Source organism: Parabacteroides sp. AF48-14 (assembly GCF_003477465.1).
GTDB lineage: Bacteria > Bacteroidota > Bacteroidia > Bacteroidales > Tannerellaceae > Parabacteroides > Parabacteroides acidifaciens.
This window is the reverse complement of the sequence record NZ_QUDI01000002.1, coordinates 134,506-160,764: the sequence shown is the minus strand read 5'-3', so window position 1 is coordinate 160,764 and position 26,259 is coordinate 134,506. Positions and strand designations below refer to the sequence as shown.

The window sequence follows — 26,259 nt, the reverse complement described above, 5'->3', positions numbered from 1 at the left end:
TATATTTAGTTTTCTTCCGCCGGTTGATACAAATATCGCTTGATACTCCGCTTCGGAGTTTTTTCGAACTCTTCCTGGTAGAGCTTGAAACAGGAGACTTTGCTGTAGGCCGGCATTTCGGCATTCAGCTGGTCGACGTTTTGCTGCATCAGCCTTTCGATCTCGGAGTGTTGCATGCCGGCCTTGTCCACCTGTTCCCAGTCCGGATAGATCAGCGCCACCAGTTTGCCGCCTTGTGAGATGATGATCGACTCGGCGACATAAAGCATATTGTTCAGGCGGTCTTCAATCTCTTCCGGATAGATATTCTGTCCGTTGGAACTCAGTATCATGCTCTTGCTGCGTCCGCGTATATAAAGGAAGCCGTCGGCGTCGAGCGTCCCTAAGTCGCCGGTGCGCAGCCAGCCGTCGGGCATCATGACTGCCTTAGTCGCTTCCGGGTTCTTGTAATAACCCAGCATCACGTTCATGCCGCGGACTAGTATTTCGCCGACTTCGTTCTCCGGATCGTCCGAGTCGATCCGTACCTCCATGCGGTCGACGATCCGGCCGACAGAACCTTGTTTGAACGTGTCCCATTGCTCATACGATACCAACGGCCCGCATTCCGTCATGCCATAGCCGACCGTATAGCGGAAGTTGATGGATTTGAGGAATGTCTCCACCTCTTTGTTGATGGCAGCTCCACCGATCACGATCTCGCCGAAGTTTCCGCCGAAAGAGTCGTTCAGCTTCTGGGCGATCTTGTCTTTTACCTTCTGGTCTACGTAGGGCACTTTCAGCAGCAGCTTGATAAGCGGCTTTTCGAGTTCAGGGAATACCTTATTCTTAATAATCTTTTCAATGATAAGCGGAACGGCAAGGATCAGTGCGGGACGAATCGTGGCGAAAGCCTCTGCAATGATCTTGGGGCTCGGCGTACGCGTCAGGAAATGGACGTGGCAACCTTTGTTGACGGAGTTCAGCACCTCGAACGCCAACCCGTACATATGCGCCATCGGCAGCATACAGACGATGTTGTCTCCCGGATGGATGAACGGCAGGCGGTCGTAGGCGAACTGCGTGTTGCTCCACAGGCTGCGATAGGGAATCATGACGCCTTTGGAAAAGCTGGTTGTTCCCGATGTATAGTTCAAGACCGCTAATTCTTCCGGGTCTTCGACATGATATTTCACGTCTTCGGCCTTGAAAGAGCGCGGATATTTCTTGCCGAAATACTCGTTGATGCGGTCACGCACGGTACGGACCTCCTTGTTTTTACAGTCGATGATGGAGAAGTTGTCCAGCATCATGAAAAGTCTGACCTCCGGCATCATCTTTTCGTTCATATTCTCCCAGTTGTTGGAACCTGCCAGTACGGCTTTCGCTCCCGAATGGTTGACGATATGGTGGATGTTATCCGGCTTGAACTCATGCAGGATCGGCACGGCAACAGCTCCGTAGGCAAGTATCCCGAAGAAGCAGATCGCCCAGTTGGACGAGTTGCGCCCGACGATGGCCACTTTGTCGCCTTTTTTGATACCGGCATGTTCCAGCAGGATGTGGAACTTCTCTATCCGGCGGGCAACGTCTTTGAAATGGTAAGTATGTCCATTGTAATCGGAGAAAGCGGGGAGGTCCCAATGCTCCTTGATGCTTCTCTCTATAAGGCCTAAGAAACGATTATCCATATTGATACAGTTTTAAAAAGAACCGGGAATCCCGGGAGAATGTTGCAAAGATAACAAAGAAACAAAAATTCCATAGGCAGGGAACAAAAGTTTCATGCCTATGGAACAAAAGTTTCATGCCGAGGAAACAAAAGTTTCACGCCGAGGAAACTATTTTAATCTGCTTACCAGGGAGTGACCGTTACGTTACGGAATTGCACTTCCTTACCTTCGCTTTGCAGGCCGATGTAACCTTCTTTCACTTTGTTCGTGCCGGTGTTCTGGTAAACGCCGTTGATGTAAACCGTGATGACGCCGTCTTTCACGAAGATATTCGCTTCGTTCCATTCTCCGGCAGGCTTTTCGCTGTCCGGATTGTTCTTCCGTACGACGGGGAAGCCTGGGCGCGGTTCTCCCGGTTTGCCCTGGTATTCGGCCAGGTCGGAACCTCCCAAAAGAACGAAGTCGCCGGCGTTATCCTTCATCAGGTTACACTCGATGCCGTTCGGGAACGGGTTCTTCGGATCTTCGATCAGCAGGAATATACCGCTGTTAGCCTTTTCCTTACCGTTCGGCCAGCGATATTCCACGTGCAGCTTATAGTTGCCATATTTCTCTTTTGTGTACATATATCCGAATGGCTGTCCTGTAATGTTGATGACACCGTCTTTTACAGAATACACCTGGTCGGCGGGGACAGAATTCTTGTCGACAACGAAGTTCCAGCCCGAAAGGTCTTTCCCATTGAACAACTTGGTCGTTTTCTGCGCACTCGCTTCACTTCCGAAGCACAAAAAGGCGGCAGCCATTACTGCCATTGCTAACATTCTTTTTTTCATGGTCTTACAAATTTATAAATGTGATTAATCAACAATAAGTTTACGGTAACGGACACGTTTCGGTTCGACATCACCCAATTGCTTGCGCTTGTATTCTTCGTACTCCGAATAAGAGCCTTCGTAGAACACGACATTGGAATCTCCTTCGAACGAAAGGATATGTGTACAGATGCGGTCCAGGAACCAGCGGTCGTGCGAAACGACAACGGCACAGCCTGCGAAGTTTTCCAATCCTTCTTCCAGTGCGCGAAGCGTGTTCACGTCGATATCGTTGGTCGGTTCGTCGAGCAACAGGACGTTTGCCTCCGCCTTCAGCGTGAGGGCGAGATGCAGGCGGTTCCGCTCACCACCGGAAAGCACGCCGCAGAGTTTTTCCTGGTCGGCCCCGGCAAAGTTGAATTTGGAAAGATAGGCGCGCGAGTTGATCTCCTTGCCGCCGACGCGGATAAATTCCTGTCCGCCGGAAACAACCTGGTAGACCGTCTTGTTCGGGTCGATATCTTTGTGCGTCTGGTCGGCATAACCGACTGTCACAGTTTCACCCACTTCGAAAGTTCCCTTGTCGATGCTTTCCATGCCCATGATCATCTTGAACAGGGTGGTTTTACCGGCGCCGTTCGGACCGATCACGCCGACGATGCCGTTAGGCGGCAACATGAAGTTGAGGTCATCAAACAGCAGTTTGTCGCCGAATGCCTTTGCCACGTGTTGGGCTTCGATCACCTTGTTGCCTAATCGCGGACCGTTCGGGATGAAGATTTCCAACTTGGCTTCCCGCTCTCTCTGGTCTTCGTTCAAAAGGGCTTCGTAAGAGTTCAAACGGGCTTTGCCTTTTGCTTGGCGGGCTTTCGGGGCCATGTTGATCCATTCCAACTCGCGTTCGAGCGTCTTACGCCGCTTGCTGGCCTGCTTTTCCTCCTGTGCCATGCGTTTTGTCTTCTGGTCCAGCCAGGAAGAATAGTTGCCTTTCCAGGGGATGCCTTCGCCGCGGTCCAGTTCCAGAATCCATCCGGCTACGTGGTCGAGGAAGTAGCGGTCGTGCGTGATGCAGATAACCGTTCCGGCATACTGTTGCAGATGCTGTTCCAGCCAGTCGATCGACTCGGCATCCAAGTGGTTGGTCGGCTCGTCCAGCAGCAGTACGTCCGGCTGTTGCAGCAGCAGGCGGCAAAGGGCTACGCGGCGGCGTTCACCACCCGAGAGCGTGTCGACAACCTGGTCTTCGGGCGGACAGCGCAGGGCGTCCATCGCCCGTTCCAGGCGGCTGTCGAGGTTCCATGCGTCTGTTGCGTCTATCTTGTCTTGCAGTTCGGCCTGGCGGTTGATCAGGGCATCCATCTTGTCCGGATCTTCCAGCACTTCGGGATCGCCGAACTTTTCGTTTACTTCTTCAAACTCCTTGAGGGTGTCCACAATCTCCTGTACGCCTTCCTGCACGATTTCCTTCACCGTTTTGCCCGGTTCCAGCTTCGGGTCCTGTTCCAGATATCCGACGGAATAGCCCGGAGAGAAAACAACTTCTCCCTGGTATTCTTTTTCAATGCCTGCAATAATTTTAAGCAGTGTGGATTTACCGGAACCATTCAAACCGATGATCCCGATTTTCGCTCCATAGAAAAAGGACAGGTAAATATTTTTCAATACTTGCTTCTGAGGCGGAAAAGTCTTGCTCACGCCCACCATCGAGAAAATAATTTTCTTGTCGTCTGCCATATAAACTTTTAATGTGTTAGTTTGATTTCGTGACTTAAAAATAGTGGTCACAAATCTACACAAATATCTTGTATTTTACAAACTGCCGAGATATAGGGCTACCTTTGTCCTTCGCCGATCATCTCTTCAGCCAGGACGATGTCTGCGTCCTTCTGGATGTTCGGGAGTTCGAGGCCGTAGCCTTTGATGCGGTCTTCGCGTTTCAGCAGCAGGGAGATGCAAAGTGCCAGAATGCCGAAGCAGGTGAAGATCATCATCGGGATCATATAGTTGTAAGTCGGTTTACCGTCTACCATGCCGGTAATACAGTATTTGTCCAGTACGATGCCGATCATATACGGAACGCCCATCAGTCCCCAATTCTGTACCCAGAAAATCAGTGCATATGCCGTACCCAACTTGTTTTCCGGAATGATCTTCGGAACAGAAGGCCACATGGCGGAAGGAACCAACGAGAAAGCGATACCTAACAGGATGATGAGGCAGAGTGCCACAATCCAGTTATCCAGCATCGGGATGGAGAACATACAGTGAATGAAGATCAGCATAACAGAGCCGATAATCATAATAGTCGCCCCTTTCCCTTTACGGTCGTAAAGGTTACCGAAGAACGGAGTCAGCAGGATGTTTCCGAAAGGCAATAACGCCGGGATAACGCCCGACCATTCCGGGTCGATACCAAACTTATTGATCATCAGGTTCGGTGCATATTTCAGGAAGGGGAATACAGCGGAATAGAACAATACGCAAAGCAACGCCATATACCAGAAGCCTTTCAGCGTGATGATATCCAGTATGTCGCCGAAACGGAACGGCTCTTCGGCTTCTTCTTCGCCTGTGGCGGCGGCAGCGTCTTCAACATCACGTCTCTTATCCATGACAACAAAGACGATGAATGAAATCAAACCGATGCAAAGCAGGATCAGTCCGATAAAGATCGGCATACTGATAGAGTTGCCGAATGCACGGCTTAACAGAGGGGTAATACCGATTGCCAATCCCGTACCGATACGGGCGCAAGCCATTTCCAACCCCATTGCCAAAGCCATTTCCTTGCCTTTGAACCATTTGACTATAATCTTTGAAACGGTAATACCGGCGATCTCAACCCCTACGCCAAACAAGGCATAGCCAAGTGAAGCGACCAGCAGCGGATAGCCCCATTCCGTACCGAAGATAGAAACTGTTTCGCCACCGAAATCGTGCGATACGCCGAACCATTTGATAAATACACCGACAAGCATGATACTGGTTGCCATAACTCCGGTGAAACGTACGCCCATCTTGTCCAGGATCATTCCGCCGAAGATAAGCATCAGGAAGAATACGTTGAACCAGCCATAGGCACTGGTGAATTTGCCGTATTCATTGGCTGTCCATCCTAATCCTCCACCATCGACCGGTGTTTGCAATAAGTCCTGAAGCGGAGCCATCATATCTGTGATGAAGTATCCGCAGAGCATTGTAAATGCAACGAGCGCCAGTACAGCCCATCGTGCTGTCTTTGATTCGCTCAGTTTTCTCTGAATTTGTTCTGTCATGATATTTGTTTATTGAATTAAGTTATTTATTATCCTTTGATGAACAGGGGCAAGGCGTCGGCAACGACAAAGGTGCTGCCGCCGATAAAAATCGTGTCGTTTTGCCTGGCGCGTGCCAGCGCTTTCTCTACGGCTTCCGGCACAGTGTCGCATACGACACCCGACAGTCCGTGCCGGATGGCCAGCGCAGCGAAGTCTTTTGCCGGCATTGCCCGTTGTACGGACGCTTGGGTGAAGATGTAAAATGCTTCCTTCGGCATCAGTTCGAGCACACCGTTGATGTCTTTGTCGTTGACCATGCCGACGATCATATAGAGTTGCTTGTGTTGCGTGATCTCTTCTTCCAGTTGGATGTTCAGGTATTGCCAGCCTCCGACATTGTGCCCGGTGTCGCATACGATTTTCGGGTTTTCCTGCAAGACTTGCCAGCGTCCCATCAGGCCTGTCAGTTCGACGACGTGTTCAAATCCTTCGCGGATTGCTTCCACGGGTATATTGACTCCGGCCGCTTTTAGCAGGTCGATGGCTCCCAATACCGTTGTTGCATTCCTGAACTGTACGACACCGCCTAACTGTCCGGACAATTGTCCGTATTCTGTCGAGTCCAGATGCCATTTGCCGGTCTCGGTCAGGTAGGATTCTTTCAGATATTCTTTGTCTTGTGCAAAAAGAACTTGCGTACCGGCTTTGTCTGCGGCATCCAAAAAGACCTGTGCTACGCTGTGGCGGTCTGCCTCGCCGATCAGTGCGGGAACGTTTTTCTTGATGATACCGGCTTTCTCGAAGGCAATCTTTTCGACTGTATCGCCCAAAAATTGCGTATGATCCAGGCTGATATTCGTAATGATGCTCAGAATAGGAGTGATGATATTCGTACTGTCTAACCGTCCCCCCAAACCTACTTCGATCACGGCATAGTCCACTTCCTCCGTACGGAAATAATCGAAAGCCATACTGGAAGTCAGTTCAAAGAAAGAAGGATGGAGAGGCTCGAAGAATGAGCGGTGGCGTTCTACAAAATCTATAACATATTCCTGGGATATCTTTTGCCCGTTCACCCGGATACGTTCGCGAAAATCGATCAGGTGCGGGGAGGTGTACAGTCCGACTTTATATCCCGACTGCCGTAGAATAGCTGCCAGCAGATGGCTGACGGAACCTTTTCCGTTTGTTCCTGCGACATGGATCGTCTTATAGGCTTTATGCGGATTGCCTAAATAATCATCCAGTGCGATGCTGGTTCCCAGTCCGGGTTTGTAAGCTGAAGGTCCGGCATTCTGAAATACAGGAATGCTGGTATATAGATAGTGTAGCGTTTCTTCGTACGTCATACAGTTGTCATTTATGTTTCGCAAAGTTAGGTACAAATATTTTAGGAAAAAAGAAATTACCTAAAATACTACTCGAAGTCCCGCCGGCAGGTTAAATGGGCTATAAACAAAGAAAAGGATACCCGATAGCGGATATCCTTTTCAATACAGTTCTTATAATTCAGTGAATTAATTTCTTGGGAGTGCTTCTTTAACAACCATCGGACGGCCTCGTATGTAGCTCCGTTCAATTCTTCGATTGCTCTTTTTGCTTCTGAAGTTTCCGGCATTTCGATGAATGCAAAACCTTTTGATCTTCTTGTGTCGCGATCTACGATAAGTTTTACTGATTCAACAGTTCCATACTCTTCCATTACTTCTCTCAAATCTGCTTCCCTAACGTTGTAGCTAAGGTTACCAATGTACATGTTCATAAATATAAAAATAAAAAATTAATAATTCAACAACAGAATATAAGGAAGTTCTTAATCAGAGGTGGAAATACTCAATCTGGATAACTGAGGAGATACATATGAAAAATCAAATCGAAATAAATCTCTTATTGTTTGTTGATACAAAGGAAAGCATTCTTTTTGGATAATGCACTATCTTGTTCCGTTTATATTGAATAATACATTTCTTTTATGAAATAAGGTCAATACTTAAGGTTTAAAATACCTTTCCAAATTTATTTATACCTTTGCACCCCGTTATAGACGACATTACGGATAAATAAAATAAGGAAATGAATAAACAACGCGTGGCATACACTCCGACCGGCGGAGTGTGTTCTAAGATGATGATTATCGATTCGGAAGATAATGTGATTAAGAATGTTCAGATCGTCGGCGGTTGCCAGGGCAACACGCAGGGGCTGTCCAGATTATTAGTGGGTATGGATGTAAACGAAGCTATCCGGAGATTGGAAGGTATCGACTGCCGCGAACGGGGAACGTCGTGTCCGGACCAGCTGGCGCAGGCCTTGAAGCAGATCAGTCGATAATCAGTTTGTAACCGATCCCACGTACATTCAGGATTTTGATTGATTCGTCTTTTGACAGTTTATGCCTTAGTTTGGTGATAAAGACATGCAGGCTGCGGGCATTAAAGAATGAATCGTCTCCCCATAGTTCCAGCAGGACGTCTTTCATGGGTAACACGTGATCTTTGTTTTCACACAGCCGCTTCAGTATTTCGGACTCCCGGTTGCTCAGCAATTGTTTTTCTCCGCAGTACTGAAGCGTTTGGGTGATGGAATCGAATATATATTGACCGAGAGTGAAAGAACTGGTCTCCTCCTTGGAAACAGTTATCTTGTTCAACAACGCCTTAATACGGATGATCAGCTCTGCCATGCCGAAAGGTTTTTTCAAGTAGTCGTTACCGCCTAATTCGAAACCTTCTACGACATCATTTGCCGCCGAGCGGGCGGAGAGGAAGAGCACAGGTATTTGGTGGTCTGTCTTCCGTATATGCCGTACCATTGTGAAACCGTCTATCTTCGGCATCATGATATCCGAAACGATGATATCCGGCCTGGTCTCTTTATAGCGGGATAATCCCTCTTCGCCGTTAGCTGCAATAAATACTTCAAATTCATTCCCGTCCAGCGTGTCCTTTATGATCATGGCAAGGGTGGGCTCGTCTTCTACTAATAAAACTCTGATCTTATCCATTGATATTAATTTTTAAAATGAAGGGTAAACGTAGAGCCTTTTCCCGGCTGGCTCTTGACTGTCACGGTTCCATTGTGTTTAGCCATCATGTCACGGACATAGTATAATCCGAGGCCGAAGCCTTTTACATCGTGCAGGTTTCCGTTTGGAACGCGGTAGAATTTGTCGAAAACCCTTTTCTGATTGGCTTCGCTGATACCGATTCCCTCGTCTGTCACCGAGAGGGTCGCCTCTTTGGAGGACAGTGTGCCTTTGATCCGTATGCGGCAAGGTTTCTCGCCGGAATACTTGATGGCGTTCCCTATCAGATTACTGAGCATATTATATAAGTGGGTGCGGTCGGCCGTCACAGCCATCCGGTCCGGTATTTCGGATATGATACTGACCGGCTTGTCTGCTTTCAACTTGAATTGTTCGATAAGCGGTGTAAGCACATCCGCCACTTGTACCGATTCGGGATGAAGGCGGAATGTACTTCTGTTCTCAACGGAAAGGGTCAGGATTTGCTCGACCAATCCGGACAGATGGTTCAACTGTTCCCGCACGATATTCAGGTATTTCCTTTGTTTCTCGTTGATTGTGTCGCTGTAGTTCAACAACACATCGTTAGCGGCAAAGGCGACAGAGATAGGCGTCTTCAGTTCGTGTGTCATGTTGTTGGTGAAATCGGTTTTCAGTTCCTCTACTGTTTTTTGCCTCAAAATGGTGTAAAGCAGATATACAAAAGCAATCAGGATAATCACAAAAAGCAAAAAAGAAGAAATTAATATACCAGCCATCTGCCGGAATACAATCTGGTCGGGAGATTGAATTTCCAGATCGTAGTAGTATTCTCCCGGCTCGATAATATGGGTGAAGCGAACGGCATTTTTCCATGATCCTTCTTTCCGGGATGCTTCCGTATAAGTATAAAGTACGGAATCTTTCGCTTCTTGCCGAATCACCCGCAGGCGGTAGGGAGCGGCGATTTCTCTATCCTGTAACCCATTCTTTAATAAAGTATTAAATTGCGCATAATTAATAGGCAGTAATGAGTCTATCTGCTGGTGCATGAGTATTTGTACGTTTCTTTCCAACGTACCGATCATCTGTAAATATTCATTTAATGTCTTGGCTGCTTCCATATACTGAATTGTATAGCCCGGAGAAGATTCCATGATTTTATCCAGAGAAATAGACTCCTTTTTCTTTTCCCATGCCGTGTCTTGGCTAAAGCTGAATTGAGGACTTATTTCGCCGTGGAAGTCGTTTTTGCTCAGCGAGTCCAAGCGTAGGAATATTTCCATATAGTCAGCCATTCGCATGGCTTCCTCTATCTTGTCCCATGTGTTTTTCTTGTTGGATACGTATAATCCCTTCAGCCAGTATCCCTGTGAAATCAACAGTCCGGCAAGTGAAAGGCATATAAGCGTTGCTATTATCTTAAATCGGAGACGTGTTTTCATTTCTTCTTCTTTACGGCAAAAGTAAATGTTCCGATTCGATTTATAACGAATCCGATAAGACTAAATAACACTTTTATTAGTTTTGTGCCAGTTTATAATCATCAGGAGCTATCCCCGTATTCATCTTAAAAATATGTCTGAATTGTTGTACATTGGGGTATCCCAGCCTTTCTGCCACTGCGCCGGCAGTACATCCTTGTTCCAACAGCATCGTTTTGGCGGCTTCCAACTGTTTGAACTGGAAATATTCGTCGATATCCTCTCCCGTCTCAAAATACAATAAATCACTGAAATATTGGGAGGATAAATGGAGTTTATCGGCACAATATTCAGCCGAAGGTGAATTTCCTTTTTTTAGCTTTCCGGATTGGATGTACTCATCCAGTAATATGTTTGTTTGGCGGATAAGAGACTTGTTTGCCTCACAGCGTGTAATGAACTGGCGTTCATAGAAACGGGTACAATAGTCAAGTAAGAGCTCGATATGCCTTGAAATCAGAGTTTTGCTATGGTTGTCTATAGCGTGTTCCAATTCCTCTGCGATGTTATGCTGGCAGTCTATGATTTTACTTTTTTCGCGCAGGGACAAGTGGAGGGCTTCATCCGGTTTATAGAAGAAAAATGTATAATCCTCTATATACCAGTCCAGCGAAGTACGGCTGAGTAAATCAGGATGGAATGCAAGCAGCCTACCTTTCCGGCGGAGCAGTTCGTTATGGTCTATATTGATGGATTCGCCCGGAGTAAGGAACAGGAGCGATGCATTGGAGTAGTCACAAGACTTGCGTCCATATGAGAAATCTTCCACATCTCCTTCCAACATAATAATAGTATAGAAATCGAATTTGATGGTACATTGCTCTAAATTAGCCTTCGACAGGTCGACAACACTGACAAGCGGATGGAGCGTCTTGCATCCTAAACAACGGTTGCACTCGTGTATTGTTTCTATATTTAATATACTTTCTTTCATAATATATTCATTTTCTTGTATTCATTGGGCGAACAACCCACATTCTTCTTAAACAGGCGCGAGAAATGTTGTGCATACTGAAATCCCAGTTCGTAGGCTATGTCTGATACGGGCCGGTTAGAGTTTACAATCCGGTCTTTGGCGAGGCTTATGAGCTTGGATAATATATGTTGCTGGGCTGTCTGTCCGGTTTCCTTTTTAATGAGGTCGCCAAAATAGTTTGGGGAAAGGAAGACCTTGTCTGCAAAGTATTTCACTGTGGGATACCCCTTGTTTTCCGCATTCCTGCCCTGAAAATAATCGTCCAGAAGTTTTTCGAACTGTACAAGAATATCTTTGTTTACCTTACTGCGAGTGTTGAACTGCCGTTCATAGAAACGCATACAATAATCAAGTAGCAGCTCGATGTTTTTGGCTATCAGTATTTTGCTGTGCTTGTCTATGGCATGGCTCAACTCTATCCGGACTTTATCGAGGCAATCGATGATGATTTGTTTTTCTTCTTCGGATACATGGAGTGCTTCGTTTACTTCGTAGGAGAAGAAAGAATACTGCTTGATATTCTCTCCGAGCGATGTACCCCGTATCAAATCCGGATGGAAAACAATGCCGACTGAAGAGGGGCGGGCATCTTCCTTCAAATCAATCCCGATTACCTGTCCGGGAGCGAAACTGACGATTGTCCCTTCCTGGTAATCATACAGTTTTTTCCCATATTTCAAGTCGCCGCATATGGTCTGTTTCAGGAAAAGCGAGTAAATACCCATATTCATGCGGATATGGTTGGGATAGGCAGTCGCTTTTGTCAAATCCACAACTCCGACCAGCGGATGCATGGTTTCCAGGCCATACAGCTTGTTGTACTTGTCTATAGTATCTATTTTTACTATTTCATCCATATTTATAGTGCATTATATAAAAATTAAATTGAGCTATTGCATGGCCTGTCTGTGTTGCAGTCTGTATTCGTAAACGCAAGTGTTTAAATTAAAGCAAAGATATGAATAAAAACCATAAGAATTTCAGACAGTACGTGAAATCTGTAATATTAAGGTACAATTATTTCAGTTTGTCATATTCTGCGTCAGTCACCGGTTCGAGCCACTCCGCACTTGCCCCTTCGGCCGGAACGCCGATGGCGATATGCTGAAACCAGCTGTCGGCTGTGGCACCATGCCAATGTTTGGTTTCGGCAGGAATATCGACCACGTCGCCGGGATGTAATTCCTGAGCTTGTTTGCCCCATTCCTGATACCATCCTCTGCCGCCTACGCAGATAAGGATCTGGCCGCCTTTGTGGTGGATATGCCAGTTGTTGCGGCAACGTGGCTCGAAAGTAACATTGTCTACATGCAACTTTCCTTCACCGGTCGCCAGTCCGGCCAAATAGCTGTTCCCGATGAAATATTTGGCATACGCCGTATTGGGTTCGCCTTTTGGAAATACGCAGTTCTCTATGGGTTCGCCTTCTCTGAATTCTTCACCATAAACTTCTGCAATGGCTTTCTTGGCACGGTAGGCTTCGGGTTCGCCTACTTTTTGCAGTAGCACGCCGGGGATGGAATGTATTTCTGCATCCGTCAGCCCCATATTCTTTGCTCCACGCACGTGCGATTTCAGTTGCGGTTCCACTCCTTTGATACCGGACAGTGCGCTGACCGTTACCAGCTCACGTTCGGGGAAAGTCAGGTTGTTACGTGCAAAGATGTCACCGAAGAGATGCGCTTTCAGATAATAATCAGTAGCCGGAGCGAAGGTATAGTCGAAGGGGGCGCCACTGAGTTTCGTCTGTATAGCCGTACCTTCTTTCAGAGCGTCGAAATCATCGGGTAGGGGATCGGCTTCTTTGCCTTCTCTGTCTCTGATACCCTTTGCCTTGCGTTCGGCCAGTACTTGCTGGAGGACTCCCAACGCATTGAGGCTGCGTGGAAAACCGGTATAAGCATAGAGATGTGAGAGCGCTTCTTTTATTTCACTGACTGTCAGACCTTCGTCCAAACCCGTGTGGATGGCTCCGGAAAGATTTTCCAGGTCACCTTTTGCCTCAAGGCATGCGATGGCAACGATGTTCTGTTGCCGCTGGTTCAATACATTCTCCATATTTTCTTGTGCTTTAATGGGATGGCAGGCGGCTATGGTTAATAGCGCGACTGCTATCCGTTTGTTTATTGTTCTCATACAATCTGTTTTTTCTTAGTTACTGTGACAAAGGTACTCCTGGTCCGGCGATTGGCTCGTGCATGAATTACTGATTATTCAACCATTATTACTGTTTTATGGCGTCAAAGACTGTGCCTTTGCGAATTGGAAAAAGACAATAACCCCCCTTTTCAGGCATTTTTCTATTTCGTCCGAAATTTTGATCCATTTTGGATTGACTTTTTTCATGGTTTCGGCCTTTTTGATTGACAACAGAGAAAATGAGGTGCCGAGGTCGTTCTGAAAAGCATTCTTTTTGATTGCCGGAAGACAGAAACGCCGTCAAAGTGATAAAGCTTAACTCCCGGAGAATCGAATATTTGAAAACAAAACGGACGGCGTTCCAAATATCGCAAGGAAATTCAGGTGCTTTTTTACCCTTAAAACGGCCCTTTTTCCAATTACGACCGTCCAAATCGCCATTACGACCGTGCTAATCTTCGCGAGCTGCCGAGTACACTACCTATCAGAACGGTCGTAATGGAAATTAGGACGGTCGTAATGGCAGAAAACGCTCGAAAAAGAGGAAAAAGTCCCTTTTTTAGGCCAAAAAAGCGGATTAACATTTGTTTTGTTTCGGACGTCTTTCGAGCCGGAAAAATACGTTTTATACAATAAGCCCATGGAATCCAATTATCATGGGCATGTATCTATCGGCTCATGGAATAAATATTATAATCTGTAATTCGGGTACTATTATCCGTAATTCATCTACAAAGTGTCTTCTTGTAACGGTGTATTTTTGTTGCATGAAAAATAACCGATTAAATAATATGTAATTATGAGCAAGAAAGTATTTATACTATCATCCAGTCCGCGGCGTGGAGGAAACTCCGATACACTTTGCGATGAGTTTATGCGTGGCGCAGTTGAAGCCGGGAATGAGGTGGAGAAGATTTTCCTGGGAGACAAAACAGTCAACTATTGTACAGGCTGTAGCGTATGCAGCCAATATAAGAAACCCTGTCCTCAAAAAGACGATGCTGCCGAAATCATCAGCAAAATGCTGGCCGCTGATGTCATCGTTCTCGGAACACCGGTTTATTTTTATGCGATGAGTGCACAACTGAAAACAATGCTCGACCGTTGTTGCGGCCCCTATACGGAAATGACGAACAAGGAGTTTTATTTCCTTGCTGCCGCAGCCGAAGGAGATGAAGGTCGCCCTCTTTTGGAGCATGTTTTCGATAATCTTATGGGCTTCATCGATTGTTTGGAGAATCCGGTAGTCAAAGGGAAAATTCTTGCAACCGGAGTGTGGCACGTGGGCGAAATAAAAGGCAATTCTGCCTTACAGGAAGCATATGAGATGGGAAAGAAAATCTTCTGAAAGTCTTTTTGATAATTATATAAAAACATGAAATTATGGATATTGTAAAATTGAATAATGGCATCGAAATGCCGATCTTGGGCTATGGCGTCTATCAGGTGACACCTGAAGAGTGTGAACGTTGTGTAGCGGATGCTTTGAGTGTGGGGTATCGTTCTATCGATACGGCGCAGGCTTATTATAATGAGGAAGGCGTAGGCCGTGCTGTGAAGAAAAGCGGTATTGCCCGTGAAGATGTTTTCATCACTACTAAAGTATGGATTTCCAATGCCGGCTATGAACAAGCGAAGGCATCCATCGACGAATCTTTGCGCAAATTGCAAAGCGACTATGTGGATTTGCTGCTGATTCACCAGCCTTTCAGCGACTACTACGGCACTTATCGCGCCATGGAAGAAGCCTACAAAAACGGCAAGGCTCGTGCTATCGGTGTGAGCAATTTCTATCCCGACCGTTTTGTGGATTTGGCGGAGTTCTGCGAAATCAAACCGATGGTCAACCAAGTGGAAACGCATGTATTCAACCAGCAGGTTGAACCGCAGAAAATCATGGAACGTTACGGTGCGCGTGTCATGTCGTGGGGTCCGTTTGCCGAAGGGCGGAATGACTTCTTTACAAATGAAACTCTAAAAGCAATTGGTGAAAAGTACGGCAAGTCAGTAGCACAGACAGCGTTGCGTTTCCTTATTCAACGAGGCGTAATTGTTATTCCGAAGTCCACCCGCAAAGAGCGTATGATTGAGAATTTCAATGTATTCGACTTTGCTTTGACGGATGAAGATATGCAGGAAATAGCCGGACTCGACCAGGGAAAAAGTCTGTTCTTCTCGCATTATGACCCGGAAATGATAAAATGGTTGGTCGATTTGGTGAAAAAATAGTCTGGTTAAATAATGAATTATAGATTAGGCCGCGCGGATGTGTCAAAAGTACTATTTATAGCGTCTGTGTCCTGGCGGGCTTGACCCGCCATCTCATACTAATCATTGTATCAGTGTAGTATAAGGTTGCGGGGCAAGCCCGCAATGACACGCTAAAACGTTAGAACTTACTTTTGACACACCGCCGTTTAATTTAATATTGTAATCTGTAATTGGGGTTATGATGTTTCCATATTATGGCATCCATTCGATTATGCCATCTGTCGGATTATTTTTCAACCATTCTGTAAACTCAGTGTAAGTACGAACACCGCCTTGAATTACAGCTTGATAATAAACTATGCCCATAATTTTCTCCGTATCGGGAGTTTCGTATTTAAGTCGCAGAATTGCTTGTCGTGTCTCTTCGGTAAGGAGTTTAGATATACGTTCGGCAACTTTCTCAAAATAGCCATCGTATGTAGACCCTTTTTCAATGTGAATCATATCCAATTGCCAAAGATCTTTGTTTTCATCTTCATACCAAGCGTGCCATTCAATACATTTTTCGTCGGTATCTATGAGATTCCCATACTCAATACGCTTGATACGTGGATGTTGAGCCAATTTTGTCATTGCGGAAAAACTATCGGCTACATTCAACCTTTCAGTATATATATGAAAATCAATATCCCGATGCTTCATAAGTAGCCCTGTTTTGAGCGAGCCGACAAGATTAATGGTTGCGCCTGCATCTTGCCAAATTCCCATAATGTTAGTATCTCTGATAATCTCCCACGCTTTGTCTTGATTCTTTGTTGCAATTTCTTCAATCTGCTTCATATTTCCATTTTTTAGCTTGCAAATATAGGAATATAAAACTTATGCTTAAATAGTTATTTAATAGATTTGATGTTGTGTAGATACTAAAGGCAGAGTAACAGTTGCCTAGGTTATTCTTGATTTATTGTATTTGTACTGTAAATTTAGAATTGAACAATATGACGACCTATATAAACAGACATATATATTTGCAGAAGTTGATTGATATATAGACGATGTTGTGGAGCGAAATAACGTGAAGAATCGTCAAGCGTTTCGTAAGATAGTCATCGTAGGTGATGACATTGCCACTTACACCGATGACAACGGTTTTAATTTACAATTTAGATAATTTCATTTCGGTTGCCAGGGTTTATGAAGTATTTGTCCTATATAAGTAATAGCAACGGTTAATGTTCGAATTTGAATTGATTTACCAATTATTATTAGAATTACAGCTATTAGTATCATCATAATGCCAACAGCCAACCGTAGAGTGAATATTTCATTGAATATAGTAATACCGATAACCACCGCAGTAAGTGGTTCCAATGCGCCCATGATAGCAGTAGGTGTTGAACCTATTTGGCGTACTGCAATTACCATAAATACTAAGGATATAACAGTAGGAACCAATGCAAGCATTATAGCAAACATCCACATAGAAGAGGTTGTAAGTAACTGTAAATGGTTGTTGCTGTCAAAAAATGATTGAACCATGATAGTTAATGTACAAAATAGCAGAACATAAAACGTTAACTTTATAGATGACATTCTTAAAGAGGATTTATTTACAGCAACTATATAAAGTGCATAAGAAAGGGAGGATAGCATAACAAGCGATACTCCCGTTGCATTCAACACGCTACCATTATTCCCTTTGTATAACAGTCCTATGCCCCCAATAGCCAGAAGAATAGATAAAACCGTAATTAAGGATGTTTTTTCTTTAAAGAAAATAGCCATGATGACAGTTACAATAACAGGATATACGAACAGAATTGTAGACGCTATTCCTGCATCCATGTAGTGGAAACTTAGAAACAGGGTCAGCGAAGATGCCGCAAACAAAATCCCTAACCCTGCCAAAATCCCTAATTCTTTTCGTGTAACCCTGAACGATTTATTTTGTATAAACATTAACCCACCGAGAAAAAAAGCCGCAAGTAAGAAGCGGTAAAATAATACAGAGTTAGCGTTTATTCCAGCTTCATAAAGAGATAATGCCCCAAGTGGATTTGTACCATAGCTGATTGCTGCAATAATCCCATAAATTGTACCTTTAAATTTAGCATCCATTTTATTATGTAATTTATCTATAAAATTAAAACCAGCGCAGGGATTAATATACCTGCTAATAATTCAATTCCCCCTATTCCGAACAAACCTCGTTTACCTTTATTCATTAGAATACCACTTATACATATCAATATAAGGCATACCGCAGATAGGTCTGAGAAATAGGTCCACCATGTTCCCGGGTTATAATGGAGAAATGAGAGTTGATAAAAAACCGGTCTTTTCTTTATTCCTTCATAAGCAACGTTTCCTGTTTGAGTATCAAGAATATAGGATGAACCACTTTTCAAGAAAACTTTCACCGTTGAGCTATTCGGATAAAAATGTTTGATATAATTATCCTGCTCGCCTACATCTTCTAACAACTGTATTATTTCATTTTTATTAAATTTATGGGAGGTAGGGAATGTCCCCTTCACCGTATAATTGTTTACAGTTATATAGTATTTCGGATTAAAATCCTTTAAATGATTCATCGTTATGCCCGATACCGCATAAATAAGAATCACTCCCATAAAGAAAAAGGATAGATGAAAATGAACCGTCCTGCAATACCGTCGGAACGAATTACGTGTAACTGATTTATTTTTTATTTCTTTATCCATATATTGGTTATTTCTGAAATAAAGAGTTGGTGTTTAGAAGGCTCTTTGTTATAAGATTCTTCCATAATTTTCTCTTTATAAGGTTGAGTCAAATTTGCATAGTCCATCTCTTGAACGAACATTTTCTTACATTCTATAATCATTCGAGCCTCTTCAAAACTCATTAGTCCGGAAGGGGTTTCCAATGGGGTCAACCCTGCTTCTGACACTTTATCAGTATCTCGTCCCGATTTTGTTCCACAAATTCTAAGTGCTCCCCGATATTCTTCTGTAAAAAAACTTAGTGTAAAACTTTCTTCTCGTTGCAAAAATTGATAAGTATGCCTTGAATCACGGACTACGATAAAAGTAGATGGTCTGCTCCACATATCGCCAACCGCTCCCCACGATGCTGTCATTGTGTTATAAGAATTTTTATTCCCTGCTGTCACCAGCATCCATTGCTTACCTATTAAGTCTATTACGTTATCAGGAAGGTCGGTTGCTTCCATCCGGTCATAATGAGATTGCCAACCTGTGGTACTCGTGCTATCTTCATTCTGTGTGAAGACTACTTTGTCTGATTTTTTACTGTTTTCCATACATGAAGTAATTAAAAATATACCTAAGATCATTGAAAATAATGTTATCTTTTTCATTTTCTGTTATTTAGTTGATTATCGTTTTGCAAAGGTAGGCGGAAATAGGATTGAAATACTTGTATTTGCATTACATTATTTTGTATATTTGCGCTATGAGAAAGTGCAGCCAGTTTGAATCATTAAAGATTATAGATGTAATTGAGGAAGAATATTCTTGCGAATTACATGCCCAAGACCATTTTGAAATCATCTATATTCATTATGGGTGTGGGGTGCATGTCTTTAATGAAGTTACAATTCCTTATGAAAAAGGGGATTTATTTCTGCTTGCACCCGGTGACCGCCATTATTTCACAGTAAAAACTATAACGCGCTTTACCTATATTAAATTTACTTCAAGCTATTTTGAGACTTATGACCGCTCCTATAAGTCCTTTTCGCGAGAAATAACTCCAACTTCCATTATGGAAATTCAATGGCTAAAAGAGGACAAGATAACGGTGAGTGAACCTTGTCAGACTATATTGAAGAATCTTTTTGAGAATATTATCCTATATAATTCAACGATTAACGTACTTCGTTCGTCTATTGTGTATTATCATATTCTTTCCATTTTCGGAATGATAAAAGAATACATTGAGAACCGAAATATTGAATTAAAGAAGAAAACTCCAACTAACGCTCATATAGCAGCATACATTCAAGAGAATATATCTAACCGTGATTGTATTTCCATCAATATGATTGCTAATAATTTTAATATTTCGCCATCTTATTTCAGTACTTATTTCAAGCGGAATTTCGAGATAAGTTATAAAGAATATATCGAAAAGATGCAATTACAACTCATCAAGCGCAGATTAGAAACCGGAGAAATCAAGTTGAAAGAAATTGCGGATGAATTTGGTTTTACAGATGTAAGCCATTTATCCAAATTCTTTAAAAGGCATGAAGGTATTAATCCTTCTGCTTATAAAAACGTAGGAAAATAGGAATATGATAAGACTAAATAACACTCCGTAAGTGAGTGATAACACAGTTTCTCCCTGGAAGGTTCTTTCTTTGCATTGTTGAACAAAAAAAGAACGAAGATGAAACGAATACTTTATTACTCGCTGGTTTTATTGGTTGCCGGTTGTGGCATGTTGCAGGCGCAGGAACGGATTCACGGTAAAGTGGTCGATAAGGAGGAACAGCCCGTAGACGGAGTGGCTGTCGTATTGCAAACATTGGATTCTACTTATATAGATGCTGTAGTCACAGATAGTCTTGGCGTTTTCTTGTTGGACCGGGAAGCCGGCCAGACTTACCGTCTGTTATTCCAGCATTTGCTGTATGAACCGGCCTGTAAAGAGGTTTCGACAGCGGATGCCGGAACAGTCCTTTTGACTGAAAAGGATTATGAGCTGGAGGGCGTCGTGGTAAAAGCTGAGCGGCCACAGGTGAAAGTCGAGAATGGCGCATTGAAATATGACGTGCCTCAACTGATGAAAGATAAGGCTGTCAGCAATGCTTTTGAAGTTGTGAAGGAGATACCCGGCGTGATCGGAACAGACGATGCCGTTCAACTATTGGGTGCCGGCAGTCCGAACATTGTGATCAACGGACAACTGACGACCATGTCGGTCGACCAGCTGATCAGTATGCTGAAAACAATCCCGGCTTCCCGGGTGAGCAATGTCGAGATCATGTATAATGCTCCTGCCAAATATAATATCAAAGGGGCTATGATCAACGTCGTGTTGGATCAGTCGGTAGCCGAGAAGAACATGTTACAAGGAGAGGTGGGAGCCGATTACCTTCAACGGCATTATGCGGCCGGGAAAGCACATGGCAACTTGCTTTATTCCACATCCCGCCTTAATATCGATTTTCTGGTCAACGGAGGTAAGGGACGTAACTATATGGGAGAGGAGATTCTGGCCCGCCATACCTTAAAAGACCAGGTGACGGAAGTCAACCAGTCTGACCGTGGTAAACGTCATGGCACCGACGGAACGATGCGCCTGGGAATGGATTATACTTTTAAGAATGACGACAAACTGTCGGCAGCCTACTATCTTACGGCAGGTAAGTCCGATATAACCCGTGTCGCCACTACGACTTTCCATACATTACAATCGGAACAGCCGGCAGAAGAACGTTTCAGCCGAACCTATGTTGAAGGGAACAATGCGTTGCATAATGTACGTGTCCAGTATGACGGCCATTCCGGACTGATGGCGGGAGCCGATTTCACCCGCTATCGCTCACCCGGTTTTCAGACTTTTGTCGACCGGAACAGCGAAAGCGTTCTGACGGACCTGCAGAACAATTCCAAACAGGATATTTCACAAGGAGCACTATTTATTAACCATACCCGCACTTTTGGAACCGGGTGGACACTGAATTACGGTGTCCATGGCGGTTTCACCTCCTCGAAAACCTATATCGATTACTTATATAATAAAGGTAATGGCTACGAGCTTGCTCCGGATGAGCTGGAGAATAACCGCCAGAAAGAATATAGCGCAAATGGTTTTCTGGAAGTGTCGAAGAGTTTCGGTTCGCATTTCTCGGCAACCGCTTCCCTGAAAGCCGAATATTTCAAGTCCGACTATACTTCCAATGGCGTGAAATCCACACTTTGGAATGATTGGGCTTTGTTCCCGAACGCTTCACTTAGTTATACGGTCAGTCCGATGCATATCTTACAATTGGATGTAAGCAGCGACAAGACATATCCGTCTTATTGGGATGTCACTCCGCAGGCGAGCCCGCTTAATTCTTACTCAGTCGTGTTAGGTAATCCTTCGTTGAAACCCTATCGCTCTTACAGCGGCCAGCTTCTTTATATTCTGAAGCAGAAATATACGTTCCTGGCTTTCTGTGACTATGTACCTGATTACTTCGCCCAGTTACCTTACCAGAACACATCGGAACTGAAGAATATTTTCCGGTACGAGAATATGGACTATCAGTTGCAGTTCGGGTTGGCCGTGATCGTTCCTTTCCGTGCCGGTGAGTTCTGGAACAGCCAGGTGACGTTGCTTGGCGGGCGTATACAGGAAAAACTGGATCATTTCCACGATCTGTCATTCGACAATGGAAAATATTTTGGGCAGTTCAAGATGAATAATACGTTTGTCCTTTCCAAAGCCCGTCCGAACCTGAAGTTGGAATTGAACGGCTATTTTGTGACGGGAGCTATTCAGGGAGTCTATGAGGTTGGTCATATATCAGATGTTTCAACCGCCCTGAAGTGGCAGTTTTCCGATGATCGTGCCACATTGATACTGAAGTGGAACGACATATTTCAGAATAACGACCCGCATCGTCTGGATATCGACCAGCCCGGCCAATATAGCCGTATCCGGATGCTGAACGACCATCGTTGTCTGACCGTTTCTTTCATCTGGAAGTTCGGAGGATATAAGCAGAAACAGCACGAAGCGGTAGATGCTTCCCGGTTTGGCAAATCGATGTAATATTTTGTTCAGGGTTCGGAGAACCGGATAAAAAGTATTACTTTTGATGCCCGATAATTATATAGAACGATGGCTGAAAGAGGAAATAATACAGGAGGAAAAGGAAAGCGGAAACCGGTTGTAGTACCCGATATGGGGCGCTTGCAGCCACAGGCACGCGAGCTGGAAGAAGCCGTGTTAGGAGCCTTGATGCTTGAAAAAGATGCTTATTCCATAGTTAGTGAAATCCTGAAACCGGAATGTTTCTACGAGAAAGCGCATGAAAAAATCTATGCGGCTATTGTAGATCTGGCGATCAGCCAGCGTCCGGTGGATATGCTGACCGTCACTGAGCAACTGAAGACGCGTGGTGAACTGGAAGACGTAGGCGGTCCGTTCTATATATCCCAGTTGACCAGCAAAGTAGCCAGTAGCGCCCATATCGAGTATCATGCCCGTATCATCGCCCAGAAATATCTGGCACGGGAGTTGATCTCTTTCACGGCCATGATACAGGGTAAAGCCTTCGATGAAACAATCGATGTGGAAGACCTGATGCAGGAAGCCGAAGGAAAACTCTTCGAGATATCCCAGCGTAATGTCAAGAAGGATGTGACCCAGATCAATCCGGTAATCAAGGAAGCTATGGTGCTGTTGGAAAAAGCGGCCAACCAGAAGGAGGGTTTGAGCGGTTTGCGTACCGGTTTTGAAGGGCTCGATAAAATGACTTCGGGATGGCAAAATTCCGATCTTATCATCATTGCCGCCCGTCCTGCGATGGGTAAAACGGCGTTCGTGCTCTCTATGGCTAAGAATATGGCGGTAAACCATAATACGCCGGTCGCTTTGTTCTCGCTTGAAATGAGTAACGTCCAGTTGGTAAACCGTCTGATCGTGAACGTCTGTGAGATTCCGGGCGAAAAGATCAAGAGCGGCCGTCTGGAAAACTACGAATGGGAACAGCTGGACTTCAAGATAAAAGAACTGTATGATGCACCGATCTATGTCGATGATACGCCGAGCCTCTCGGTGTTCGAATTGCGTACGAAAGCCCGGCGTCTGGTCCGTGAACATGGTGTCAAGATTATTATTATCGACTACCTCCAGTTGATGAATGCGAGCGGCATGAGTTTCGGTAGCCGTGAACAGGAGGTAAGTACCATCTCCCGATCCTTGAAGGGATTGGCGAAAGAATTGAATATCCCGATCATCGCCCTGTCACAGTTGAATCGTGGCGTCGAAGCCCGTCAGGGAGTCGAGGGGAAACGCCCGCAGTTGGCCGACTTGCGTGAGTCCGGTGCCATCGAGCAGGATGCCGATATGGTATGTTTCATCCACCGTCCCGAATACTATAAGATTACGGAGGACGAACGGGGTAATTCTCTGATCGGCCTGGCCGAGATTATCATAGCCAAGCACCGTAACGGTGCGGTAGGGGATGTGCGCCTCCGTTTCAAGAGCGAGTTTGCGAAGTTCATGAATGTGGATGAAGATATCCCCGTCCGTGAGTTCGCTTCCAATATGAACAGCTCGGGCCCGATAGAGCTATGCCGCCGATACCACCTGCCGGAGCCGATTTCCTGGCCCCGGCTCCGGGTAATAATGAGGTCCCGTTTTAAGTTTTCATTTGGGATTTTTTCCTGATCTCTCTTGGGGGCAATCCGTATTGCAGCTTACAGAATTTGGTCAGGTGGGACTGGGAAGAGAATCGCCAGTCCAGCGAGATTTCCTGAAAAGATTTATTCGTCGTTTTTATATCGTGCAGGATTCCTTCTGCACGTTTTTTTTGCATCCAGCGGAATGCCGATTCGCTGAAATAACGGCGGAACTTACGGTTGAAGGAGGAAAGGCTTATGTTCGCTTTTTCGGCCAGCTCTTCCACTGTGGAGACCGTACGGTAGTTGGTGAGAACAAACTGGTTAAATTCTTCATTTTCGTTTATAACGGGATATAAGAAAGTGGCCAGTTCTTCATTTGAATAATAAGTCCGGAAAAGGATACCTAATTCTTCCAGTTTGCCTTCATGTATGCGGGGACAATCGACTTTACTATTTAGATATAACTTTAATAGTGATAGATAGTCCGGCATCTCTCCCCGGAAAGGAAGCGTGTTGTAATGATAGATAATGCTTTTCTTTAACCGGGTGAGATTAGAAAGTTGGACCCGATTACAAACCTGAGGCATTTTTAAAAAGGAACAGACGATCAGGCTGCTTTCCTGCTCCGCATTGATTGCTATCCGGCATCCGATCGGCAAGAGGGCTATTTCCTGTTGCTTCAACGTATGGTTGTAGCAGGCATCGCAATCGATGGTTATTTCTCCTGTAAGCAAGAAGATGATTCGTGTAAATTCATTCCTGGTTTCTGTAAATCTCGTCTCGGATTTTAGTTCGAATGAACGAAATTTACAAGGGGAAGGAGTATTGTAATAATGGCAGTCAATCTGTTCTGTCTCTTTAAAATTACCCATACTAAATATCTACTTTTTCTTAAAAACTCTTGCCGCAAATATAATAGATATGCTGCTGAAATTTGTGGCGGATATACGAAGATGTAAAAGAAGTGGCAACCAAGTTTGAAAGAATCTGTTTGCCTTGTGTTTCAAAAGGAGGAATGACCTGAAATAGACCGGCCTGGTTTTCGATAACCGAAAATCCAGGCCGAAGAGTTCTAAAAAACGAAAATAGGGTAAAAACCATTCCTCTTCGCAGAGGTTAGAAAGTCTGGTTAAAATAGCTTTTTGTTTAGATTACAAAGTTACTCTTCCGGCTTCTATCATCTCTTATATAAAAAAAGCATTTACTTATACTTTTCGTCTCGTTGGTTTGTTTCTTATTCCTGTTTATTTCCCGTCCGAAGAATCTTTCCCGCTTATATCCAAAATATCTTTTACGATATGCCAGACAACAAACAAAATCATGACTCCCCCGATCAGGATTCCACCGACTTTTATGACTGCTCCAATATATTCATCCATGTTTTTCAAGTATTGATTTTGTAAATATAGGAATAATGTAATCACTTGCCCATATTCTCTGGAAAAATATTTCATATATTTGTTACTCAAAAAGATATTATAAGAAACGACCATGAGAAAAAAAATAATATGTTTGATCATCGCCATTACCGGCACAGCCATAACAGCTGAAGCGCAAAGTTTATCGGAACTGAAAGATAGTTGTTATTCTTATCTTGCCTCACATGATACTGCCGCTTTCAATGCGACCTATGTTAAACTGCTCGATGCAATCGAGAAGGATATGGACCCTGAAATATACGAGATACGGAATGAACTGAATGATATCCGGAGTAAGGATCAGAGTATTCGAATTCTTTTGATGGATGCAATGAAAAAGTATGGAAGGGAAGACAAGCGTACGTTGGATATAAGAAAGATTATGCGTGAGATCGATTTAAAGAACGGCTTGCGGGTGCAGCAGATCATCGATGCTTACGGCTGGTTGGGGATTGATGACATAGGGGAAGATGCCAACGAGACACTATTCCTCTGTATCCAGCATATTAATGAATTGACGGTGCAAACCAAATATCTGCCCCTTTTGAGGGAGGCCGTGAAACAAGGAAATGCAAAAGGATGGCATTATGCATTCCTGACAGACCGTATTCTTATGAATCAAGGTAAACCCCAGGTGTATGGTACGCAGACAATTACTTCAAACAACAAAGTCTTTATCGTTCCTTTGGAGAACCCGGATAAAGTCGACGAATTGCGTAAAGAGATCGGACTTGCTCCTTTGAACAACTATATGCAGGATTTTGGCAGCGAATGGTCTTTGGATAGTTATAAAAAGAACTTGTCGGAGATCCGGACCGTTTTCCAGCGTTGGTATCAGAATAAACCGGAATAAGTAGGGTTATAACCGTAAAGGAAGGAACAACCCGGCAGATAGAGTGAATGATGCGGAATGTGTGCCCCTTCCATATCCGCCCGCTATTCATGTCACAGCTAT

Annotated in this window: 22 protein-coding genes and 2 pseudogenes; 7 read left to right on the top strand and 17 right to left on the bottom strand. The window is 44.4% G+C overall.

Annotated features, from left to right (window positions below; genetic code table 11):
• Window positions 1–5 precede the first annotated feature (5 nt).
• The 6 genes and pseudogenes from DW083_RS01920 to DW083_RS01895 form a co-directional block, all read right to left on the bottom strand.
• Complete coding sequence (locus DW083_RS01920) at window positions 6–1,670, bottom strand: AMP-binding protein (RefSeq protein WP_122331241.1); 1,665 nt, start codon at window positions 1,668–1,670, stop codon at window positions 6–8.
• 164 nt (window positions 1,671–1,834) lie between these two features.
• A complete protein-coding gene (locus tag DW083_RS01915; RefSeq protein WP_122331240.1) occupies window positions 1,835–2,488 on the bottom strand; it encodes a DUF1080 domain-containing protein in 654 nt (217 codons plus the stop codon).
• Between the two features lie 24 nt (window positions 2,489–2,512).
• The gene (gene ettA / locus DW083_RS01910; protein WP_122331239.1) at window positions 2,513–4,201 is read right to left on the bottom strand and encodes an energy-dependent translational throttle protein EttA; all 1,689 of its coding nucleotides are present in this window, start codon (window positions 4,199–4,201) and stop codon (window positions 2,513–2,515) included.
• Window positions 4,202–4,299: 98 nt separating this feature from the next.
• On the bottom strand, window positions 4,300–5,742 hold the full coding sequence (locus tag DW083_RS01905) for an MFS transporter (RefSeq protein WP_122331238.1): 1,443 nt from the start codon (window positions 5,740–5,742) through the stop codon (window positions 4,300–4,302).
• A 29-nt stretch (window positions 5,743–5,771) separates the two neighbouring features.
• Complete coding sequence (locus tag DW083_RS01900; RefSeq protein WP_122331237.1) at window positions 5,772–7,073, bottom strand: folylpolyglutamate synthase/dihydrofolate synthase family protein; 1,302 nt, start codon at window positions 7,071–7,073, stop codon at window positions 5,772–5,774.
• A 168-nt stretch (window positions 7,074–7,241) separates the two neighbouring features.
• Window positions 7,242–7,486 (bottom strand): annotated as a pseudogene (locus DW083_RS01895) (RNA recognition motif domain-containing protein).
• A gap of 311 nt (window positions 7,487–7,797) precedes the next feature.
• Between DW083_RS01895 and DW083_RS01890 the strand changes: the two are divergent.
• Window positions 7,798–8,055, top strand: coding sequence for a TIGR03905 family TSCPD domain-containing protein (locus DW083_RS01890; RefSeq protein WP_115498652.1), 258 nt, complete (start codon window positions 7,798–7,800; stop codon window positions 8,053–8,055).
• On the opposite strand, the gene DW083_RS01885 is transcribed toward DW083_RS01890, so the two are convergent.
• From DW083_RS01885 to DW083_RS01865, 5 genes are all read right to left on the bottom strand, one after another.
• Complete coding sequence (locus DW083_RS01885; protein WP_115498653.1) at window positions 8,045–8,728, bottom strand: response regulator transcription factor; 684 nt, start codon at window positions 8,726–8,728, stop codon at window positions 8,045–8,047. The genes DW083_RS01890 and DW083_RS01885 overlap by 11 nt on opposite strands.
• 5 nt (window positions 8,729–8,733) lie before the next feature.
• Entirely contained in the window at window positions 8,734–10,173 is a 1,440-nt protein-coding gene (locus DW083_RS01880) for a sensor histidine kinase KdpD (RefSeq protein ID WP_122331236.1), read from the bottom strand.
• 76 nt (window positions 10,174–10,249) lie between these two features.
• Complete coding sequence (locus DW083_RS01875; protein WP_122331235.1) at window positions 10,250–11,146, bottom strand: AraC family transcriptional regulator; 897 nt, start codon at window positions 11,144–11,146, stop codon at window positions 10,250–10,252.
• Window positions 11,143–12,045 (bottom strand): AraC family transcriptional regulator, encoded by a 903-nt coding sequence (locus DW083_RS01870; RefSeq protein WP_122331234.1) that lies wholly within the window; start codon window positions 12,043–12,045, stop codon window positions 11,143–11,145. The genes DW083_RS01875 and DW083_RS01870 overlap by 4 nt, the downstream gene beginning before the upstream one ends.
• 160 nt (window positions 12,046–12,205) lie before the next feature.
• Window positions 12,206–13,324 carry a carboxymuconolactone decarboxylase family protein gene (locus DW083_RS01865; protein ID WP_122331233.1) on the bottom strand — a complete coding sequence of 373 codons (1,119 nt, stop codon included), beginning with the start codon at window positions 13,322–13,324 and terminating at the stop codon, window positions 12,206–12,208.
• A gap of 802 nt (window positions 13,325–14,126) precedes the next feature.
• On the opposite strand from DW083_RS01865, the gene DW083_RS01855 reads away from it, so the two are divergent.
• Window positions 14,127–14,675, top strand: a complete 549-nt coding sequence (locus DW083_RS01855) for a flavodoxin family protein (RefSeq protein ID WP_122331231.1) — start codon at window positions 14,127–14,129, stop codon at window positions 14,673–14,675.
• Between the two features lie 35 nt (window positions 14,676–14,710).
• Window positions 14,711–15,556, top strand: a complete 846-nt coding sequence (locus tag DW083_RS01850) for an aldo/keto reductase (RefSeq protein ID WP_122331230.1) — start codon at window positions 14,711–14,713, stop codon at window positions 15,554–15,556.
• 234 nt (window positions 15,557–15,790) lie between these two features.
• Here DW083_RS01850 and DW083_RS01845 read toward each other — a convergent pair whose 3' ends face one another.
• From DW083_RS01845 to DW083_RS01830, 4 genes are all read right to left on the bottom strand, one after another.
• A complete protein-coding gene (locus DW083_RS01845) occupies window positions 15,791–16,378 on the bottom strand; it encodes a phosphoglycerate mutase family protein (protein ID WP_122331229.1) in 588 nt (195 codons plus the stop codon).
• Between the two features lie 333 nt (window positions 16,379–16,711).
• Window positions 16,712–17,656 (bottom strand): DMT family transporter, encoded by a 945-nt coding sequence (locus DW083_RS01840; RefSeq protein ID WP_122331228.1) that lies wholly within the window; start codon window positions 17,654–17,656, stop codon window positions 16,712–16,714.
• A 17-nt stretch (window positions 17,657–17,673) separates the two neighbouring features.
• The gene (locus DW083_RS01835) at window positions 17,674–18,261 is read right to left on the bottom strand and encodes a PepSY-associated TM helix domain-containing protein (protein WP_122331227.1); all 588 of its coding nucleotides are present in this window, start codon (window positions 18,259–18,261) and stop codon (window positions 17,674–17,676) included.
• Window positions 18,246–18,899 carry a flavin reductase family protein gene (locus DW083_RS01830; protein ID WP_122331226.1) on the bottom strand — a complete coding sequence of 218 codons (654 nt, stop codon included), beginning with the start codon at window positions 18,897–18,899 and terminating at the stop codon, window positions 18,246–18,248. Before DW083_RS01830 ends, DW083_RS01835 begins: the two co-directional genes overlap by 16 nt.
• Before the next feature lie 95 nt (window positions 18,900–18,994).
• Between DW083_RS01830 and DW083_RS01825 the strand changes: the two genes are divergently transcribed.
• From DW083_RS01825 to dnaB, 3 genes and pseudogenes are all read left to right on the top strand, one after another.
• Window positions 18,995–19,834 carry an AraC family transcriptional regulator gene (locus DW083_RS01825; RefSeq protein WP_147382078.1) on the top strand — a complete coding sequence of 280 codons (840 nt, stop codon included), beginning with the start codon at window positions 18,995–18,997 and terminating at the stop codon, window positions 19,832–19,834.
• Window positions 19,835–19,933: 99 nt separating this feature from the next.
• Window positions 19,934–22,309, top strand: coding sequence for a TonB-dependent receptor domain-containing protein (locus DW083_RS01820; RefSeq protein WP_122331224.1), 2,376 nt, complete (start codon window positions 19,934–19,936; stop codon window positions 22,307–22,309).
• A gap of 69 nt (window positions 22,310–22,378) precedes the next feature.
• Window positions 22,379–23,907 (top strand): annotated as a pseudogene (gene dnaB / locus DW083_RS01815) (replicative DNA helicase).
• Here dnaB and DW083_RS01810 read toward each other — a convergent pair.
• Entirely contained in the window at window positions 23,904–24,758 is an 855-nt protein-coding gene (locus tag DW083_RS01810) for an AraC family transcriptional regulator (RefSeq protein ID WP_122331223.1), read from the bottom strand. The pseudogene dnaB and the gene DW083_RS01810 sit on opposite strands and share 4 nt — an antisense overlap.
• Window positions 24,759–25,130: 372 nt before the next feature.
• The gene (locus DW083_RS23285; protein ID WP_255419770.1) at window positions 25,131–25,265 is read right to left on the bottom strand and encodes a hypothetical protein; all 135 of its coding nucleotides are present in this window, start codon (window positions 25,263–25,265) and stop codon (window positions 25,131–25,133) included.
• Between the two features lie 112 nt (window positions 25,266–25,377).
• On the opposite strand from DW083_RS23285, the gene DW083_RS01805 reads away from it, so the two are divergent.
• Window positions 25,378–26,157 (top strand): DUF6624 domain-containing protein, encoded by a 780-nt coding sequence (locus DW083_RS01805; RefSeq protein WP_147382077.1) that lies wholly within the window; start codon window positions 25,378–25,380, stop codon window positions 26,155–26,157.
• The last annotated feature ends 102 nt before the right edge of the window (window positions 26,158–26,259 follow it).